The following is a 15,224-nucleotide window of genomic DNA, read 5'->3' as shown; positions in this document are numbered from 1 at the left end:
CTTTCAGGTAGCCTGATGCCGCCAAGTGTCGGTTTTGTGTTGGTTCAGCCGTCCTTGCGCGTGCCGCTCAGGCGTACCCAGCCGCCGTCGGCCACGGGCGGCGCCATGTCGAACCATTCGGCGTAGATGCCGCTCAATTCTTCGGCTTGATCTTCGAGGATGCCGGAGAGGACGATGCGGCCGCCGGGGCGGGTGCGGGCGGCCAGCATGCTGCCGATCATGCGCAGGGGGTTGGCCAGAATGTTGGCCACCACCACGTCGTAACGGCCTTCGGGCAGGGCGTCGGGCAGGAAAAAGCGGGCGGCCACTTGGTTTTGCTCGGCATTGTCGCGGCTGGCGCGGATGGCTTGCGCGTCGATGTCCACGCCGTCGGCAGCGGCGGCGCCCAGTTTGAGGGCGGCGATGGCCAGAATGCCCGAGCCGCAGCCGTAGTCCAGCACCCGCTCGCCGCCTTGCAGCTGTTCGTCCAGCCATTGCAGGCAGAGGTGGGTGGTGGGGTGGCTGCCGGTGCCGAAGGCCAAGCCGGGATCCAGGCGCAGATTGACGGCGGCCTCGTCGGCGATGTCGTGCCAGGTGGGCACAATCCACAGCCGTTCGGAAATGCGGATCGGGTCGAACTGGGCTTGGGTCAGGCGCACCCAGTCCTGTTCGGGCAATTCGTCGATGTGGTAGGGCGGCACCGGCATCCGGCAGTCGGCGGCGGCGGCTTGAACCACGGCGGCGACATCGGCATCTTGGGCAAACAGGGCGAGGATGCGGCTGCGCTGCCACAGCTGTTCGGTGGGTTCGCCCGGCTCGCCGAAAATAGCCTGCTCTTCGTCGGTGCCGGCGTAGGCGTCTTCAATGGCGGCGGATAGGGCGCCGTGGGTCATCAGGGCGTCGGAAAAGGCTTCGGCCACCCGTTCGCTCACGGGAATAGCGGCTTGTTGGTAAGACATGGCGTGATGGGGTTGGGCAGTTTGTAAGAAGGCCGCCATTGTAGCGGAAAGCGCGCGGTCTGCGCAGGGAAACGGCGGTTCAGGTAGCCTTGGGCAGGCTGAGACCTTTGCACGCCCCCCATCTGCGGCGCATTTCTGCGTTGTGCGTTTATGCCCTATGGGTACTGCTCGCTCGCTGCGCTGTTACGCCTTGAACTGCATCCACATCCGAGGGTTTTGCAAAGGTCTCAGGCTACCTGAAAAGAGCATGACTGCGGCGCAGAGTGCAGCAAAACGACCTGCGGTACCTGTCAACGGTTTACAATAAGCACAACAGGCAATGAAGGAGAACAGCCATGCAGGATTTTCGTTTGAGGAATGTGGGCCGGCGGCCGAAGCAGGAGCGCATGCCGCAAGCTGCGGCACCGGAAACCCGCGGCGCCGGCTCGCTGGAAGACCAGTTGTTCGGCGCTGCCGGGACGCCGGCGGCGGGCGCGTGGGCCGTACCGGAAGTGCTCGGTTTGGCCGGGCCGGTGCGACGGGTGCTGGCGGTGCTACTCAACGGCGTATTTTTTGTGTTGGTGGCGGTGGGGGTGGTGATGGTGGCCGTGATGTTTTCGCTACCGGTTGATGACCGGGCGACGGGGGTGTTGCTGGGGATAATTTGTGCGGTGTATTTTGGCGGTCAGGCGTTCTCTATGGCGCGCAGCGGGCAGAGCTGGGGCAAGCGCTTGTTGGGCGTGAAGGTGGTGGATGAGGTAAACAGACCGTTGGGTTGGGGGCGTTTGCTGTTTGGGCGGGAGCTGCTTTGGCTGCCGATTATGCTGTTGTTACCGTTTTTCGGCTGGCTGGTGCCGCTGGTGTGCGTGGTGATGCTGTTTTCCGACCGGCGGCGCCAAACCTTGCAGGATAAGCTGGCGAAAACCGTGGTGGTGCGGGTGTAGGCTACCTGAAAGACTGAGACCTTTGCAAAACCCTCATCTGCGGCGCATTTCTGCGTTGTGCGCTGCTCGCTCGCTTGCCTATCTATCTGATATGTCTGCACTCATTGCGCTGCTACGCCTTGAACTGCATCCACATCTGAAGGTTTTGCAAAGGTCTCAGACTGGGTGTGCCGCCTCGGGTTTTCAGGTAGCCTGTTGCGTGGGCGCAGGCGTTTGCGCCCATTCGCCAAGGGCCTGCCGCAGTTCGTCCAAACCGCTGCCGGTGAGCACGGAAATGCCGACGGCCACGGCTTGGCCGGCAGCGTTGCGCAAGATGCCTTCACGGCGCAGTGCGGGTGGCAGCAGGTCGGTTTTGTTGTACACCAACAGTTGCGGCAGCCCGTCGGCGCCGATTTCGGCCAGCACGGCATTGACGTCTTGGATTTGGCGTTCGTGGTCGGGGTGGGAAACGTCCACCACGTGCAGCAGCACGTCGGCCAGCGCGGTTTCTTCCAAGGTGGCGGAGAAGGCGGCCACCAATTGGTGCGGCAGATCGCGCACGAAGCCCACGGTGTCGGTGAGGATGATGCTGGTGTCGGCATTGAGGTACAGCCGCCGCGCGGTGGTGTCGAGGGTGGCGAACAGCTGGTCTTTGGCCAGCACGTCGGCTTTGGTCAGGCGGTTGAACAGGCTGGATTTGCCGGCATTGGTGTAGCCGACGATGGCAAAGGTTTTCACCGCGTGGAAGCGGCCGTCGGACGAGGTGGTGCCGGCTTTCAGGCGTGATTTGCGGCGGGTTTCGCGTTGTTTTTTGACCGCCTCGAGCTGGCGGCGCAGGGTGGTGATTTTGGTTTGGATCAGGCGGCGGTCGGTTTCGAGCTGGGTTTCGCCCGGCCCTTTGAGACCGATACCGCCTTTCTGGCTTTTCAGGTGGCCGTAACCGCGCACCAGCCGCCCGGAAAGGTGGGTAAGCTGCGCCAGTTCCACCTGCAGGCGGCCTTCCTGGCTGCGTGCGCGCTGGGCGAAAATCGCCAGAATTAAGCCCACGCGGTCCAAGACGCGGCATTGCAGGATTTTTTCCAGATTGCGCTCCTGCGTGGGCGTGAGCTCGTGGTTGAATACGGCCAGCTCGATATTGTGCCGCCGAACGGCTTCGGCCAGTTCTTCCGCTTTGCCGCTGCCCACAAACAGAGCGCTGTGGGCGCGGTCGCGTTTGGCGGTTTCGGTGTGCACCAGTTCGCCGCCGGTGGCCGCCACCAGTTCGGCGGCTTCCTGTAGGGCGGCGCGGAAAGCGTGTTCGCGGCTCTCGTTGCTGCCGCTGAAGCTGTCGGACAGCATCACGCCCACCAGCATCACGCGTTCGGGGCGCTCCAAGGATTTGTCGAGTTGGAAAAGGGTTCGGCGGGACATGGCTGGCTGTGCAGAAAGGGAAAGGGCGTTTATTATAGCCCACTTGTTCCGTACTTCAGACCGTGGCCCGGGGCTACCTGAAACGCTTGTCGGGCGTCCAAGTGGTGAGCGGCTGCTGACGGATGCGCCGAAATGAAGAGGAGACACCATGACCGAAACCGATAAGCCTGCGCTGTTGCGGCATTTGAACGATTTATCCCGTCAAACCATGTTGGAATGGATGGGCATTGAATTCATTGATGTGGGAGAAGATTTTCTGCTGGCCAAAATGCCGGTTCGCCCGCAGGTGCACCAGCCCTACGGCCTCTTACACGGCGGTGCCAGCGTGGCCTTGGGCGAAAGCGTGGGTTCGACGCTGTCGAACCATGTTTTGACCGACAGCGGCCTGATGGCGGTGGGCACCGACATCACCGCCCACCATCTGCGCCCGGTGTTTACCGGCACCGTGTACTGCCGTGCGGTATTGCGGCGCAAAGGCACAAGCGTGCATTACACCGAGATGGAGGTGACCGACGAGAAAGGGCGGCTGGTGTGCGCCATGAGCATGGGCAATATGGTGGTGGCGCGCAAACAGGCTACCTGAAACCAACCGCGCCGGCCGTCGGCGGTGGCGTTTTGGTGTCAGGCCAAAGCGGAAAACCGAATCCGCGCTTGCATTTAAAACCTGAAAACATTAGAATTCCGCGTTTGCAAATTTGACCTTATTCTTTAGGAGTTTTCTTATGGCCAATAGCGCACAAGCCCGTAAACGCGCCCGTCAGGCGCAAAAAAACCGCGCCCACAATGCCAGCCTGCGTACCGCTTTCCGTACTGCGGTGAAAAAAGTATTGAAAGTGGTGGAAACCGGCGATAAAGCCGCCGCCCAAGCCGAACTGCAAGCGGCCACCAAAGTGATGGACCGCATCGCCGACAAAGGCGTGTTCCACAAAAACAAAGCCGCCCGTCACAAAAGCCGCCTGTCTGCCAAAGTTAAAGCCATGGCCTAAGCCCTGCGCTCCGACGTAAAAAACCGAATCTGCGCCAGATTCGGTTTTTTGTTTGTCCGTATGCTTGGCGTATGCCGTTTGGCCCGGCTACAGGAATGCCAATTTGCCCAAACGTGCTTGCGCCCGCTGATAAGCAGGGTCGCTTTCGATGCGGGCGACATAGGCGGCGATATTCGGCAGCGCCAGCGGGGTGCGCGACAGGGCGGCCTGCAAGGGAAAGCTCATCATGATATCGGCGCCGCTGAGTTCGTCGCCGAGCAGCCAAGTGCGGCCGGCCAACTGTTGCTCGACAAACTCGAGATGCAGTTTCAGTTGCGGTTGTAAAAAGGCATCGCGCACGCCGCCGGTGATTTTGCGGGCGACGGGTTTGACGAAAAACGGCATTTTGCGCTCGTCGATTTTGCGGAAGACCAGCGACATCACCAATAAAGGCATCAGCGAGCCTTCCGCATAGTGCAGCCAAAACAGATAGTCGGGGTAGGCGGGGCTGTCTGCGGACGGCTTGAGCGGGCGGTCTTGGCCGTAGCATGCCAGCAGGTATTCCACAATCGCGCCGCTTTCGGCCAAGACTCGGCCGTTGTCGTCAATCAGGGGCGATTTGCCCAGCGGGTGGAGGGTTCGCAGCCGCTCGGGCGCGAGCGAAGTGGCGGCATCCCGTTCGATGATTTCGGCTTGATAGGGCAGATTGAGCAGTTCGAGCAGCCAAGCGATGCGGTAGGCGCGGGATTGTTTGAGGGCGTACAGGGTAATCATGTGGTTCTCCGGGTGGAAACAGCGGGGCGGGCGCACGGGCTGAGACCTTTGCAAAACCCTCATCTGCGGCGCATTTCTGCGTTGTGCGCTGCTCGCTCGCTTGCCTATCTAGATGATATGTCTACGCTCGCTGTGCTGCTGCGCCTTGAACTGCATCCACATCTGGGGGTTTTGCAAAGGTCTCAGGCTACCTGAAAATTTTCAGGTAGCCTGTGTGTTTTTCGGCGGGGCCGGCGGCACGTCCTATGCTTTGAGGGCTTCTTGCAATTCGCCGGCTTCGAACATTTCCATCATGATGTCGGAGCCGCCGAGGAATTCGCCGTTCACATACAGCTGCGGGATGGTGGGCCAGTTGGCGTATTCTTTGATGCCTTGGCGCACGGCGTCGTTTTCCAGCACGTTGACGGTCACGAAGTCGGTGCAGCCGGCGGCCTGCAGGATTTGCACGGCGCGGGCGGAAAAGCCGCATTGGGGAAATTGCTTGCTGCCTTTCATAAACAGCACCACGCGGTTTTCGGTAACGACTTTTTTGATTTCTTCTTGGATATTGCTCATGGTTGTCCTCGGGGTGTGGGAGGGTTTCAGGTAGCCTGACGCAGCAAAACGGCGGCAAAAAAGCCGTCGGTTTGGTGTTCGGCGGGATTGGGGCGCAAATATACACCTGTCTGCGGCATTTGCGTATCCCCCTTGGGCAGTAGGGCGGGCAGGCTTTGCCAGCCGGGCTGCCCGGCGAGGAAGCGTTCGATTTGGGCTTCGTTTTCGGCGGCCAGCATGCTGCAGGTGGCGTAAATCAGGGTGCCGCCGGGGCGGACGAGGCGGGCGGCGGCGGCGAGAATGCGCGCCTGCAGCGCCGCCAGCTCGGCCACGCTGTCGGGCGATTGGCGGTATTTGAGGTCGGGGTTGCGGCGCAGGGTGCCCAGGCCGGAGCAGGGGGCGTCCACCAGCACGCGGTCGGCTTTGCCGTAGAGGCGCGCGAGGCGGGAGTCTTGCTCGTGTTCGATACGCTGTAAATGGATTTGGCTCAGGCCGGCGCGCTGCAGACGGGGCTTGAGGTTGGCCAGCCGTTTTTCGGCCACGTCGAAAGCATACAGGCGGCCGCTGTTTTTCATCATGGCCCCCATGGCCAGGGTTTTGCCGCCGGCGCCGGCGCACAAATCGACCACGATTTCGTTGCGTTTGGCGCCGCTGACGAGGGCGAGCAGCTGGCTGCCTTCGTCTTGGATTTCGATGCTGCCGTCGAGAAAGAGCGGGTGGCGGCCGAAATCGGTTTTGTCGTGCAGGCGGATGCCCCAAGGCGAATAGGGGGTGGCTTCGGCGGCCAGGCCTTCGTTGCGCAGTTGGGCCAGCACCTTGTCGCGTTTGGCTTTGAGGGTGTTGACGCGCAGGTCGAGCGGGGCGGCTTGGGCGGTGCTGCGGCCGAAGGCGAGGATGGCGTCGTCGTGCCAGCCGTCGCTGCGCAGGGTGTCGATCAGCCAGGCGGGCAGTTCGGCGGCGGTATTCAGGCTGTGCGCCGCTTGGGCGGCGGTGTCGGCCAAACGGGGCGGCAGGTGGGCGGCGTGATGCTCCGCGGCCCAAGCGGCGAGCTGTTCGGGAGCGGCCAAGGCGCCGAAGTAGGCGGCCGCCAAGACGGTGTGCTCGGGATGGCGGTCGGCCTGCGGCAGGGCGGCTCGGATTTTCTGCCGGTGGCGGATGGCGGCGAATACGGTGTCGGCCACGGCCTGGCGTTCTTGGCGGCCGAGTTGTTTGTGTTCGCGGAAGTAGGCGGCCAGTACGGCGTCGGCCGGCTGGCGGAAGGCGAGCACTTGGGGCAGAACGTCGGCGGCGTGGCGGAGGGTGCGGGGGGAAAGCATGGGTTTCAGGTAGCCTGAGGATGGGTGGGGCGGGCAGCAGAACGGGGCAAGACCTTTGCAAAACCCCCATCTGCGGCGCATTTCTGCGTTGTGAGCTGCTCGCTCGCTTGCCTATCTATGTGATATGTCTGCACTCGCTGCGCTGCTACGCCTTGAACTGCATCCACATCTGGAGGTTTTGCAATGGTCTCGGGGCGGCAGAGGTGCGCGCCCCGATGGTGCCGGCAGGCGGCTTATTTGGGCTGGATGGTCACGCCGTCGATTTTGGCGCTGCGCAGTTTCAGCTCGTAGGTGGTGCCGTCGTCGGTGTATTTGATGCGGGCGGGAATGTTGGCGAAATCGGGGGCGAAGGAATATTCGATGGTGTCGTCGCCGCGCTGCACGCGGAAGCGGTTGACCGGAATGCTGCCGCCGTTGATGGTGTAGCTGGCGGGGGAGAGGCGGGTCATGCCTTGTACGGTGTAGAGGCGTTTGCCGTTGGTGATGTTCAGATTGGCGGGCAGTTGGCCGTTGTTGAGGGCGAGCTGCCAGGCGAGGGTGAAGAGGTCGAAGGTGGGGCCGTTCATGGGCTTGGTTTCGGTGGCGCCGGCTTTGCCGTAGCTCACGGTTTTGGCGCCGTAGTTGAAGGTGGCGCCGGCATAGGGGCGGCCGCGGCGGATGTCGCTGTAGCTGGCGGGGCTGAGGCGGTTGCCGGAAATGCGGCCTTGGGAGGTGAAGCGCATTTTGTACATGGGGGCGTTGATGTCGGCCACCACGCGGTATTGGCTGCCGTTGCGCTCGAAGGTCATCACGGCGGGCACGCCGTAGGGGCCGACGTATTGCAGTTCTGCTTTTTGCGGGAAGGCGGTGTCGGCTTGGGCGGGGGCGGCAAAGGCGCAGGCCAGGGCGAGCACGGGTAGGCTGCGGCGGAGGGTGGGGGTCATGGGGTCTCTTTCGGGAAAAACGGAATCAAACGGGCGCCAATGTAGCACGGCGGCGGGTTAAGTCGTTTAAAGTTCCGTTAGAGCGTGTCGGCGGGTTTTCAGGTAGCCTGTTGGTGGTTTGTGTGGTGCGGAACGGGCAGTGGCTACCTGAAAGCGGATGTTTAGGCCAGCAAAGGCTCGGCGGCGGCGGCGGGGCGTTGGTTGCGCACGCGTTTGCCTTCGATGTGCAGGCGGCCGGCCACAAAGTCGGCCACGGCTTGCGGCAGCAGGCGGTGTTCGACGGCCAGTACGCGCGCGGCGAGTGCGTCGGCGTTGTCGCCGTCCAATACGGGCACCACGCCTTGGGCGATGATGGGGCCGTTGTCGAGCTCGGCGGTGACGAAATGGATGGTGCAGCCGGCTACGCGGCAGCCTTCGTCTAAGGCGCGTTGGTGGGTGTGCAGGCCGGGGAAGGCGGGCAGCAGGGAGGGATGGATGTTGATCAGGCGGCCGGCGTAACGGGCGCAGAATTCGGAGGTGAGGATGCGCATGAAGCCGGCCAGCAGCACGAGGTCGGGCGCGTAGCCGTCGATCAGCTGCATCATGGCTTGGTCGAAAGCGGCGCGGTCGGGGTAGTCGCGGTGGTTGAGGGCGGCGGTGGGGATGCCTTGTTCGGCGGCCCAGGCGAGGCCGGCGGCGTCGGGGCGGTTGGACAGCACGGCGGCGATGCGCGCACCGGGAATGGCGGCCTCTACCACGGCCTGCATATTGGAGCCGCGGCCGGAAATCAGGATGACGATGTTTTTCATGGTCGGACGCAAGGAAAGGGGTTTCAGGTAGCCTGAGGCGGCATCAGCCCAGGCGCATCATTTCGATTTGTTCGAGGCTGCGGCCCAAAAAGCGTTCGCCTATGGTTTGGAAGCGCAGCGGGATGTCGCTCACGTAAAAGCGGTAGTCGGCCGGGGCGGGGTCGGGATTGAGCAGGCCGGCGGCGGCCAGGGCTTGGGCGGCGGCTTCGGCGGTGGTGGTGGCGGAGTCGACCAGTTGCAGGCGCGGGGCTTCCTGTTTGACCAGGGGCTTGAGCAGGGGATAGTGGGTGCAGCCCAGCACCAGGGTGTCGATGTCTTCGGCCAGCAGCGGTTTGAGGTATTCGCGCACGGTGAGGCGGGTGACTTCGTGGTCGAGCCAGCCTTCTTCCACCAGTGGCACCAAGAGCGGGCAGGCTTGCGACTGCACGCGCGCCTGCGGGTTGTGGGCGTGGATGGCGCGGGCGTAGGCATTGCTGTTGACGGTGGTGCTGGTGGCGATGATGCCGATGTGGTGGTTGCGCGAGGTGGCCAGCGCGGCTTCGGCGCCGGCGGCAATCACGTCGAGCACGGGCATGGCGCCGGCCATTTGGCGCACGCGCTGCCCGGCCACGGCGGCGATGGTGTTGCAGGCAATCACCAGCGCCTTCACTTCGTTCTGCATCAGAAATTCGACGATTTGGGCGGTGAAGGTTTCGATGGTGCTGCGCGATTTGACGCCGTAGGGCACGCGGGCAGTGTCGCCGAAATAGACGATGTTTTCGTTGGGCAGGCGCTCCATCAGCGCGCGCACCACGGTGAGGCCGCCGACGCCGGAATCGAATACGCCGATGGGGCGTTGGGCCAAAGCAGATGAGGACATGGCGGTAAGGGGGAAATCAACAGGCGGCGGATTGTACCACTTCGCGGGTGTGGCCGCAGAATGCCGTCAGGCTACCTGAACGGGGTTTCAGGTAGCCTGAGACCTTTGCAAAATCCCCATCTGCGGCGCATTTCTGCGTTGTGCGTTTATGCCCTATGGGTACTGCTCGCTCACTTGCCTATCTAGATGATATGTCTGCGTTCGCTGCGCTGCTACGCCTTGAGCTGCATCCACATCTGGGGGTTTTGCAAAGGTCTCAGCCTGACGGCAGACAGCGTGTGGAAGCGGCTTTAATGAGCGTCTTTTTTGTCGAACACTTTGATCAGCGGCAGCACCACGGCGCAAACCACGGCACCGACGGCGATGCCGGTGATTAGGGCGGCGAGGTGGCCCATCAGGCCGCTGTCCCATTGGTTGGCGTGCAGCCAGTGGTGCAATTGCGGCCAGTAGTGGGTAAAGATGCCGCCGCCCACCAAGAACATGGCCAGGGTGCCGATGATGCTGAGCGAGCGCATAAACCACGGCATAAAGAGGATGATGGCTTTGCCCACCGGCGCGGTGGCCGGGGTTTGCATCAGACGCAGGCCGAAATCGTCGGCTTTCACAATCAGCGCCACCATGCCGTACACCACAAAAGTGATGCCGATGCCCACGGCGGAGAGCACCAGGATTTTGGTGGTGAGCGTGGAGGCGGCCACCACGCCTAAGGCGATGATGATGATTTCGGCGGAAAGGATGAAATCGGTGCGGATGGCGCCCTTGATTTTGGCGTTTTCGTCGATCAATTCATCGGGTGTGCTGCCCTCGTGGGTTTCGTGGCGGTGCAGCAGCTTGTGCAGCAGCTTTTCCACGCCCTCGAAACAGAGGTAGGCGCCGCCGATCATCAGCAGCGGCACAATCAGGGCGGGCGCGAACACCGAGAGCAAAAGGGCGGCGGGAATCAGAATCAGCTTGTTGACAAACGAGCCTTTGGCCACCGCCCACACAATCGGCAATTCGCGTTCGGCGCTCACGCCGGTGACTTGGTTGGCATTGAGCGCCAAATCGTCGCCCACCACGCCGGCGGTTTTCTTGGCGGCCATTTTGGTCATCAGCGCCACGTCGTCGAGAACGGAGGCGATGTCGTCGAGCAGGGTAAAGAGGGAGGCGAAAGCCATGTGCGGTTCCTTATGAATATGGTGTGTGAAAGTGTGCTGAAGGAAGCGGATTTTAAATGATAAACGGGATCAGGCGGTATTTTACTTCGGCCTGATAGCGGCGGTAGCGCGGATGGGCCGACAGCAGGCGCTCTTCGTAATGGATGCGGCACAGCTTGAGGACGTAATACACGGCGAAAGCGGCCAGATTGAAAGCGGAACAGTGGCCGAGCAGAAAGCCGGCGTGGGTCAGGAAGTAGCCCAAGTAAATCGGGTGGCGCACCAGCCGGTAGGGGCCGCCGACCACGATGCCGCGGCAGGCGGGCAGAATGCCGAAGCAGCGGCCCAGCCACAGCTTGGCATACATCTGCCACACAATGCCCGCACCCATGACAACCGCCGATACGGCCGGCGGTACCAGCGCGGTGCCCGGCTCCAGATGCACCCAAACAAAGTAAAACGAGAGGGCGGCAATCACCGCCAGCGACGCGGGAGCGAAACTGCGCGTGGCGGTGGGTTTGGCCAGCAGCACCAGGCTCAGGGTGAGGATTTCGCCGGCCAACAGAAGCAGCAATACCGCGTCGCCGGTGCGCAGATAGGTCTGCCACACTTGGGCGGCAAACCAGGCAATGCCGGCGAGGGCGGACAGTTTCATCACGCTTTCCAACAGCAGCGGGCGCGATGACATCAGGCGGTGCAGGGCGGTAATGGGGCGGCCTTTCTGCTTATTGCGGAGAAAAGGTTTTCAGGTAGCCTTCGGCTGTTCAGGTAGCCTGCCGGGCGGTGGTGTCGATGGAATGGGGCGGCACCCGTTCCATCTGCCAGTGGGTCACCGCCCAGGCGAGCAGGTCTTGCGGTTTGTCCACCGCCGGGGCGGGCGGCAGGCGCAGATAGGCGGCCACTTCGCGCAGCAGGGCTTCGCGGCGCTGCAGGTCCAAAGCAGGGGCCAGGGTTTGTTTCGACCATTTCTGGCCGTGCCCGTTGGTGAGCAGCGGTAGGTGGGCGTAGGCGGGTTGGGGGTGGCCCAAACACTGTTGCAGATAAATCTGGCGCGGGGTGGAGACCAGCAGGTCTTGGCCGCGCACGATGTGGGTGACGCCCTGTTCGGCATCGTCGGCCACCACGGCCAGCTGGTAGGCCCAGAAACCGTCGGCGCGCAGGAGCACGAAATCGCCGATGTCGCGCGCTAAATTTTGCCGGTAGCGGCCGACAATGCGGTCGGCAAAGCCGATGTCGGCGTCGGGAACATGCAGCCGCCAGGCCGGCGCTTTGCGGGCGTCGGCGGGCTCGGGCGGCAGGCGGTAGCAGCGGCCGTCGTACACCGGGCCGTCGGCGCCGGGGCGGGCGTGCGCTTGCCATTGTTTGCGGCTGCAATAGCAGGGATAGACCAGCTGCTTTTGGCGGAGGGTGTCGAGCGCGTTGCGGTAGAGGGCGTGGCGGCGGCTTTGGTAGGCCACTTCGCCGTCCCATTCGAAACCGAAAGCTTCCAAGGTGTGCAGGATGTGGTCGGCGGCGCCGGCCATTTCGCGCGGCGGGTCGAGGTCTTCCATGCGCAGCAGCCAGCGTCCGCCGTGGGCGCGGGCGTCGGCATAGGAGGCCAGCGCGGTGAGCAGCGAGCCGATGTGCAAGAGGCCGGTGGGGCTGGGGGCGAAACGTCCGATATAGCTCATGGGCTACCTGAAAGCCGGGTGGAAAGGTGGCGGATAAGATGAATGGCTGGGTGGGGCAAGGGGGCTGCCGGTTTCCAGGCTACCTGAAAGGCTTTCAGGTAGCCTGCGGGGCGTGGTCGAGTGTGCTGCGCAAGGCTTGCAACACCGGCCAGGCTTGGGCTTTCAGCAAGGGTTGGCGCAGCAGCACGGCCGGATGCGGCAGGATGAAGCAGGGGGTGGGGCCGATGATTTGTTTCACCAGCCATTGCTGCACTTCGTCGCGGAAGCCGTCGCCCAGCAGCAGCACGGCTTTCGGCTGCGCCCAGGCCCATTCCTGTTCCAGAAAGGCGGCGCAGGCCACTTGCTCTGCGGGCGAAGATTTGAGCGAAATGCGCGGGGTGCAGCGCAGCCAGGCGGTGCGGAACACCGATGCCGCATCCAGCCCAATCGCGGCCAGCATATTGTCGAGCAGGCGGCCGTGGCTGCCGCTGAACAGTTGGCAGGTGTCGTCGTCGTGTAGGGCGGGGTTGAGGCTGAGCACCAAGACTTGGGCCGGTAGGGCGCCGTTGCCTGCCAGCGCCTGTTTGCGTTCGCCGTGCAGCTTGCAGGCGGTGCAGTCGGCCGCCTGTTGGCGCAGCTGCGCTAAGTCGGTGAAGGTGGCGGGCGTGCGGGCTGCCCACAGACGCTGGGCCGCTTGCAAGGCGGTTTCGGCCGGCGGTTCGGGCACGGACTCGGCATGGCCGTCGGTTCGCTGATCGAGATCGTTCAACAGGGCGGCGCCTTGCGGGCTGGTGCGGCGGCGGGGTGCCGCGTTTGTTGAAGAGGTGCGCGCGGCTTGGTTTGCCGGCTGTTGTTGCGGCGGCATCGGCGTGTCGGGCGCGGTATGTGCCGAAGCGGCAGGTATGCTTGCTGCCGGCGACAATGCGGCAGGCTGGGGTGCTGGGGCGGCGGGCGGGTTGCTTACCGCAACAGGCGAAGCTGGCGTTGGCGCAGCTGTGCCGGCCGGCCGCACATGCGCGCCGCGCTTGAGCCACATCGGGCCCAAGCCGAGGGCTTCGTGCAGGTGCAGATAGCGGCTGCTCAGCATGGCTTCTCCATCAGAATGGCTTCTTCGCGGCTGCCGTCGGGCAGCGGGTAGTAGTTCGGGCGGCGGCCGCATTCGCGGAAGCCGTGGCGGCGGTAAAGCGCTTGTGCGGCCAAATTGCTGCGGCGCACTTCGAGCGTGATGCGGCGCACGCCTTGGGCGGCGGCCTGCGCAAATAGCTGTTGGAGCAGCAAGGAAGCCACGCCGCGGCGGCGCATGGCGGGGGCGGTGTCGATCAGATGCAGTTCGGCCTCGTCCACGATTTTCTGCCACACCATCAGCCCGGCCAGTTTGCGGCCGTGTTCGGCCAGCAGCACGGTTTCGTGGGCGTGTGCCAAACAGGCGGCAAACTGGCGGGCCGACCAGGGCGAGGGGTTGCAGAGGGCATCCAATTCGGCCAGGGCGGGGCAGTCGTCGGGGCGGGCGGCGCGGACAATCATTTGGCCGCCCGCCGCTCGGCCTGCTCTTTGGCGGTGAGCGCCACTTTGTCGCGCACATACAGCAGTTCGGCTTCGGCGGCGGCCACGGCCGGATAGCGGCCGCTTAGGGCGAGCCGGAGGAAGTCGGCGGCGGTGGGCATCTCGCTGCGGCCGGGGAAGGGCGGCGGCTCGGGCAGGGCGAAGGCGTTGCCGATGCCGCATACTTCGCGCCCGTTCAGGCTTTCAGGTAGCCGGATGCCGTGGGCGGGGCCGACTTGGTAGGGGCTGTGGCGCTGTCCGTTTTCGGTGTCGTACCAGGCGTAAAACACTTCGCCCATGCGTGCGTCGGTGGCGGCCAGCACGGCGGGACGGCGGGGGCAGAGCGCGGCGGCGGCGTCCAGCGAGGGGATGCCGATTAAGGGCAAATCGAAGGGCGCGGCCAAGCCCTGCACCACGCCGGCGCCGATGCGCAGGCCGGTAAAGGCGCCCGGCCCTTGGGCGTAAACTAAGGTGCCCAAGTCGGCGGCGCCGATGCCGGCTTGGGCCAGCAGGCCGGCGATGCGCGGCAGAATTTCTTCGGATTGGCGGTTGCCGGCTTCAAGGTGTTCGGCATACAGCTGCCCGTCTGCCTGCAGGGCGAGCGACAGATAGGCGGTGCCGGTATCGACGGCCAGAATGGGGCGGGAAAAATCGGGTTGGGGCATGGTGGATTGGGTTTCAGGTAGCCTTGGGGGCGGTTTAGTCTTGGCGGGTGCCGAAGATTTTGTCGCCGGCATCGCCCAAGCCGGGGATGATGTAGCCGTCTTCATTGAGGTGGCTGTCGAGGGCGGCGGTGTAGATTTTGACGTCGGGATGGGCGTCGTTCACCAGTTTCACGCCTTCGGGCGCGGCCACCAATACGAGGGCGGTGATGTGGCGGCAGCCTTTTTTCTTCAGCAGATCAATGGTGGCGACCATGGAGCCGCCGGTGGCGAGCATGGGGTCGAGAATCAGCGCGGGGCGCTCGTCCATTTTGCTGACCAGTTTTTCGAAATACGACACGGGCTGCAGGGTTTCTTCGTCGCGCTGCAGGCCGACCACGCTGATTTTGGCGGTGGGAATCAGGTCGAGCACGCCGTCGAGCATGCCCAAGCCGGCGCGCAGAATCGGCACCACGGTAACGGTTTTGCCTTTGATCTGCTGGCCGGCGATGCTGCCGCACCAGCCTTCGATGTCGAGGTTTTCCAGCTCGAAGTCGCGGCTGGCTTCGTAGGCCATCAGGCGGGCCAGCTCTTTGGTGAGGGTGCGGAAGCGGTAGGTGCTGCATTCGGCTTCGCGCATGAGGGTGAGTTTGTGTTTGACCAAGGGGTGGTCGATCACGGTGATGTTCATGCTGTCTCTCGCGGGGAAAGGGGGAAAACGGGCGTTATTATAGCGGCAACGGCGAGGTTTCGGACGGGAAAGGCTACCTGAAAGCAGAAGGGGTTTCAGGTAGCCTTGTGTGGGCAGGCGGCGCCGAGAAGGGGACGTTTTTCTGTAACGGTTGTG

19 protein-coding genes and 4 pseudogenes are annotated in these 15,224 nt (G+C 63.5%); 8 read left to right on the top strand and 15 right to left on the bottom strand.

Annotated elements, in window-relative coordinates; translation table 11 throughout:
* Positions 1–44 precede the first annotated feature (44 nt).
* Positions 45–938 (bottom strand): 50S ribosomal protein L11 methyltransferase, encoded by an 894-nt coding sequence (gene prmA, locus HMPREF9371_RS05595; protein ID WP_040660235.1) that lies wholly within the window; start codon positions 936–938, stop codon positions 45–47.
* Between the two features lie 107 nt (positions 939–1,045).
* Between prmA and HMPREF9371_RS13885 the strand changes: the two are divergent.
* The 3 genes and pseudogenes from HMPREF9371_RS13885 to HMPREF9371_RS13340 all read left to right on the top strand — a co-directional run.
* Positions 1,046–1,178 (top strand): annotated as a pseudogene (locus tag HMPREF9371_RS13885) (lipoprotein signal peptidase).
* 95 nt (positions 1,179–1,273) lie between these two features.
* A complete protein-coding gene (locus tag HMPREF9371_RS05590; RefSeq protein WP_009119001.1) occupies positions 1,274–1,861 on the top strand; it encodes an RDD family protein in 588 nt (195 codons plus the stop codon).
* A pseudogene (locus HMPREF9371_RS13340) lies at positions 1,827–2,021 on the top strand (hypothetical protein); the annotation flags it as partial. The gene HMPREF9371_RS05590 and the pseudogene HMPREF9371_RS13340, both read left to right, overlap by 35 nt.
* A 23-nt stretch (positions 2,022–2,044) precedes the next feature.
* Here the strand turns inward: HMPREF9371_RS13340 and hflX are convergent.
* On the bottom strand, positions 2,045–3,250 hold the full coding sequence (hflX, locus tag HMPREF9371_RS05585) for a GTPase HflX (protein ID WP_009119000.1): 1,206 nt from the start codon (positions 3,248–3,250) through the stop codon (positions 2,045–2,047).
* Positions 3,251–3,398: 148 nt separating this feature from the next.
* Between hflX and HMPREF9371_RS05580 the strand changes: the two genes are divergently transcribed.
* Together HMPREF9371_RS05580 and rpsT are read left to right on the top strand one after the other, a co-directional pair.
* On the top strand, positions 3,399–3,833 hold the full coding sequence (locus tag HMPREF9371_RS05580) for a PaaI family thioesterase (protein ID WP_009118999.1): 435 nt from the start codon (positions 3,399–3,401) through the stop codon (positions 3,831–3,833).
* Positions 3,834–3,972: 139 nt separating this feature from the next.
* Positions 3,973–4,236 carry a 30S ribosomal protein S20 gene (rpsT, locus tag HMPREF9371_RS05575; protein WP_009118998.1) on the top strand — a complete coding sequence of 88 codons (264 nt, stop codon included), beginning with the start codon at positions 3,973–3,975 and terminating at the stop codon, positions 4,234–4,236.
* A gap of 87 nt (positions 4,237–4,323) precedes the next feature.
* Here the strand turns inward: rpsT and HMPREF9371_RS05570 are convergent, their stop codons facing one another.
* Positions 4,324–4,989 (bottom strand): glutathione S-transferase, encoded by a 666-nt coding sequence (locus HMPREF9371_RS05570; protein WP_009118997.1) that lies wholly within the window; start codon positions 4,987–4,989, stop codon positions 4,324–4,326.
* Positions 4,990–5,001: 12 nt separating this feature from the next.
* On the opposite strand from HMPREF9371_RS05570, the gene HMPREF9371_RS13335 reads away from it, so the two are divergent.
* On the top strand, positions 5,002–5,184 hold the full coding sequence (locus HMPREF9371_RS13335; protein ID WP_232203130.1) for a lipoprotein signal peptidase: 183 nt from the start codon (positions 5,002–5,004) through the stop codon (positions 5,182–5,184).
* Between the two features lie 48 nt (positions 5,185–5,232).
* Here the strand turns inward: HMPREF9371_RS13335 and grxD are convergent, their stop codons facing one another.
* Both grxD and HMPREF9371_RS05560 read right to left on the bottom strand, forming a co-directional pair.
* On the bottom strand, positions 5,233–5,544 hold the full coding sequence (gene grxD, locus HMPREF9371_RS05565) for a Grx4 family monothiol glutaredoxin (protein WP_009118995.1): 312 nt from the start codon (positions 5,542–5,544) through the stop codon (positions 5,233–5,235).
* A gap of 26 nt (positions 5,545–5,570) precedes the next feature.
* Positions 5,571–6,839, bottom strand: a complete 1,269-nt coding sequence (locus HMPREF9371_RS05560) for an RsmB/NOP family class I SAM-dependent RNA methyltransferase (RefSeq protein ID WP_040660233.1) — start codon at positions 6,837–6,839, stop codon at positions 5,571–5,573.
* Between the two features lie 55 nt (positions 6,840–6,894).
* On the opposite strand from HMPREF9371_RS05560, the pseudogene HMPREF9371_RS13330 reads away from it, so the two are divergent.
* Positions 6,895–7,032, top strand: a pseudogene (locus tag HMPREF9371_RS13330) (lipoprotein signal peptidase); the annotation flags it as partial.
* 40 nt (positions 7,033–7,072) lie between these two features.
* Here the strand turns inward: HMPREF9371_RS13330 and HMPREF9371_RS05555 are convergent.
* The 3 genes from HMPREF9371_RS05555 to murI form a co-directional block, all read right to left on the bottom strand.
* Positions 7,073–7,762, bottom strand: coding sequence for a DUF3108 domain-containing protein (locus tag HMPREF9371_RS05555; RefSeq protein ID WP_009118993.1), 690 nt, complete (start codon positions 7,760–7,762; stop codon positions 7,073–7,075).
* A 161-nt stretch (positions 7,763–7,923) separates the two neighbouring features.
* The gene (gene purN, locus HMPREF9371_RS05550) at positions 7,924–8,550 is read right to left on the bottom strand and encodes a phosphoribosylglycinamide formyltransferase (protein WP_040660231.1); all 627 of its coding nucleotides are present in this window, start codon (positions 8,548–8,550) and stop codon (positions 7,924–7,926) included.
* 43 nt (positions 8,551–8,593) lie between these two features.
* On the bottom strand, positions 8,594–9,409 hold the full coding sequence (gene murI, locus HMPREF9371_RS05545) for a glutamate racemase (protein ID WP_009118991.1): 816 nt from the start codon (positions 9,407–9,409) through the stop codon (positions 8,594–8,596).
* A gap of 60 nt (positions 9,410–9,469) precedes the next feature.
* Between murI and HMPREF9371_RS13325 the strand changes: the two are divergent.
* Positions 9,470–9,672: pseudogene (locus tag HMPREF9371_RS13325) on the top strand (hypothetical protein); the annotation flags it as partial.
* A 27-nt stretch (positions 9,673–9,699) separates the two neighbouring features.
* Here HMPREF9371_RS13325 and HMPREF9371_RS05540 read toward each other — a convergent pair.
* The 7 genes from HMPREF9371_RS05540 to upp all read right to left on the bottom strand — a co-directional run bounded on the left by HMPREF9371_RS05540 (position 9,700) and on the right by upp (position 15,068).
* On the bottom strand, positions 9,700–10,566 hold the full coding sequence (locus HMPREF9371_RS05540) for a DUF808 domain-containing protein (RefSeq protein WP_009118989.1): 867 nt from the start codon (positions 10,564–10,566) through the stop codon (positions 9,700–9,702).
* Between the two features lie 52 nt (positions 10,567–10,618).
* A complete protein-coding gene (locus tag HMPREF9371_RS05535; protein WP_009118988.1) occupies positions 10,619–11,233 on the bottom strand; it encodes a methyltransferase family protein in 615 nt (204 codons plus the stop codon).
* 76 nt (positions 11,234–11,309) lie between these two features.
* Entirely contained in the window at positions 11,310–12,215 is a 906-nt protein-coding gene (gluQRS, locus tag HMPREF9371_RS05530; protein ID WP_009118987.1) for a tRNA glutamyl-Q(34) synthetase GluQRS, read from the bottom strand.
* Positions 12,216–12,309: 94 nt separating this feature from the next.
* Positions 12,310–13,281: a uracil-DNA glycosylase gene (locus HMPREF9371_RS13320; protein ID WP_009118986.1), complete on the bottom strand. Its 972-nt coding sequence runs from the start codon at positions 13,279–13,281 to the stop codon at positions 12,310–12,312.
* On the bottom strand, positions 13,275–13,718 hold the full coding sequence (gene rimI / locus HMPREF9371_RS05520) for a ribosomal protein S18-alanine N-acetyltransferase (RefSeq protein ID WP_009118985.1): 444 nt from the start codon (positions 13,716–13,718) through the stop codon (positions 13,275–13,277). Before rimI ends, HMPREF9371_RS13320 begins: the two co-directional genes overlap by 7 nt.
* Entirely contained in the window at positions 13,715–14,401 is a 687-nt protein-coding gene (gene tsaB / locus HMPREF9371_RS05515) for a tRNA (adenosine(37)-N6)-threonylcarbamoyltransferase complex dimerization subunit type 1 TsaB (protein ID WP_009118984.1), read from the bottom strand. The genes rimI and tsaB overlap by 4 nt, the downstream gene beginning before the upstream one ends.
* A gap of 34 nt (positions 14,402–14,435) precedes the next feature.
* The gene (upp, locus tag HMPREF9371_RS05510; RefSeq protein WP_009118983.1) at positions 14,436–15,068 is read right to left on the bottom strand and encodes a uracil phosphoribosyltransferase; all 633 of its coding nucleotides are present in this window, start codon (positions 15,066–15,068) and stop codon (positions 14,436–14,438) included.
* Between the last annotated feature and the right edge of the window lie 156 nt (positions 15,069–15,224).

This window comes from Neisseria shayeganii 871 (assembly GCF_000226875.1).
GTDB lineage: Bacteria > Pseudomonadota > Gammaproteobacteria > Burkholderiales > Neisseriaceae > Eikenella > Eikenella shayeganii.
This window is presented reverse-complemented; position numbering and strand designations above follow the sequence as displayed.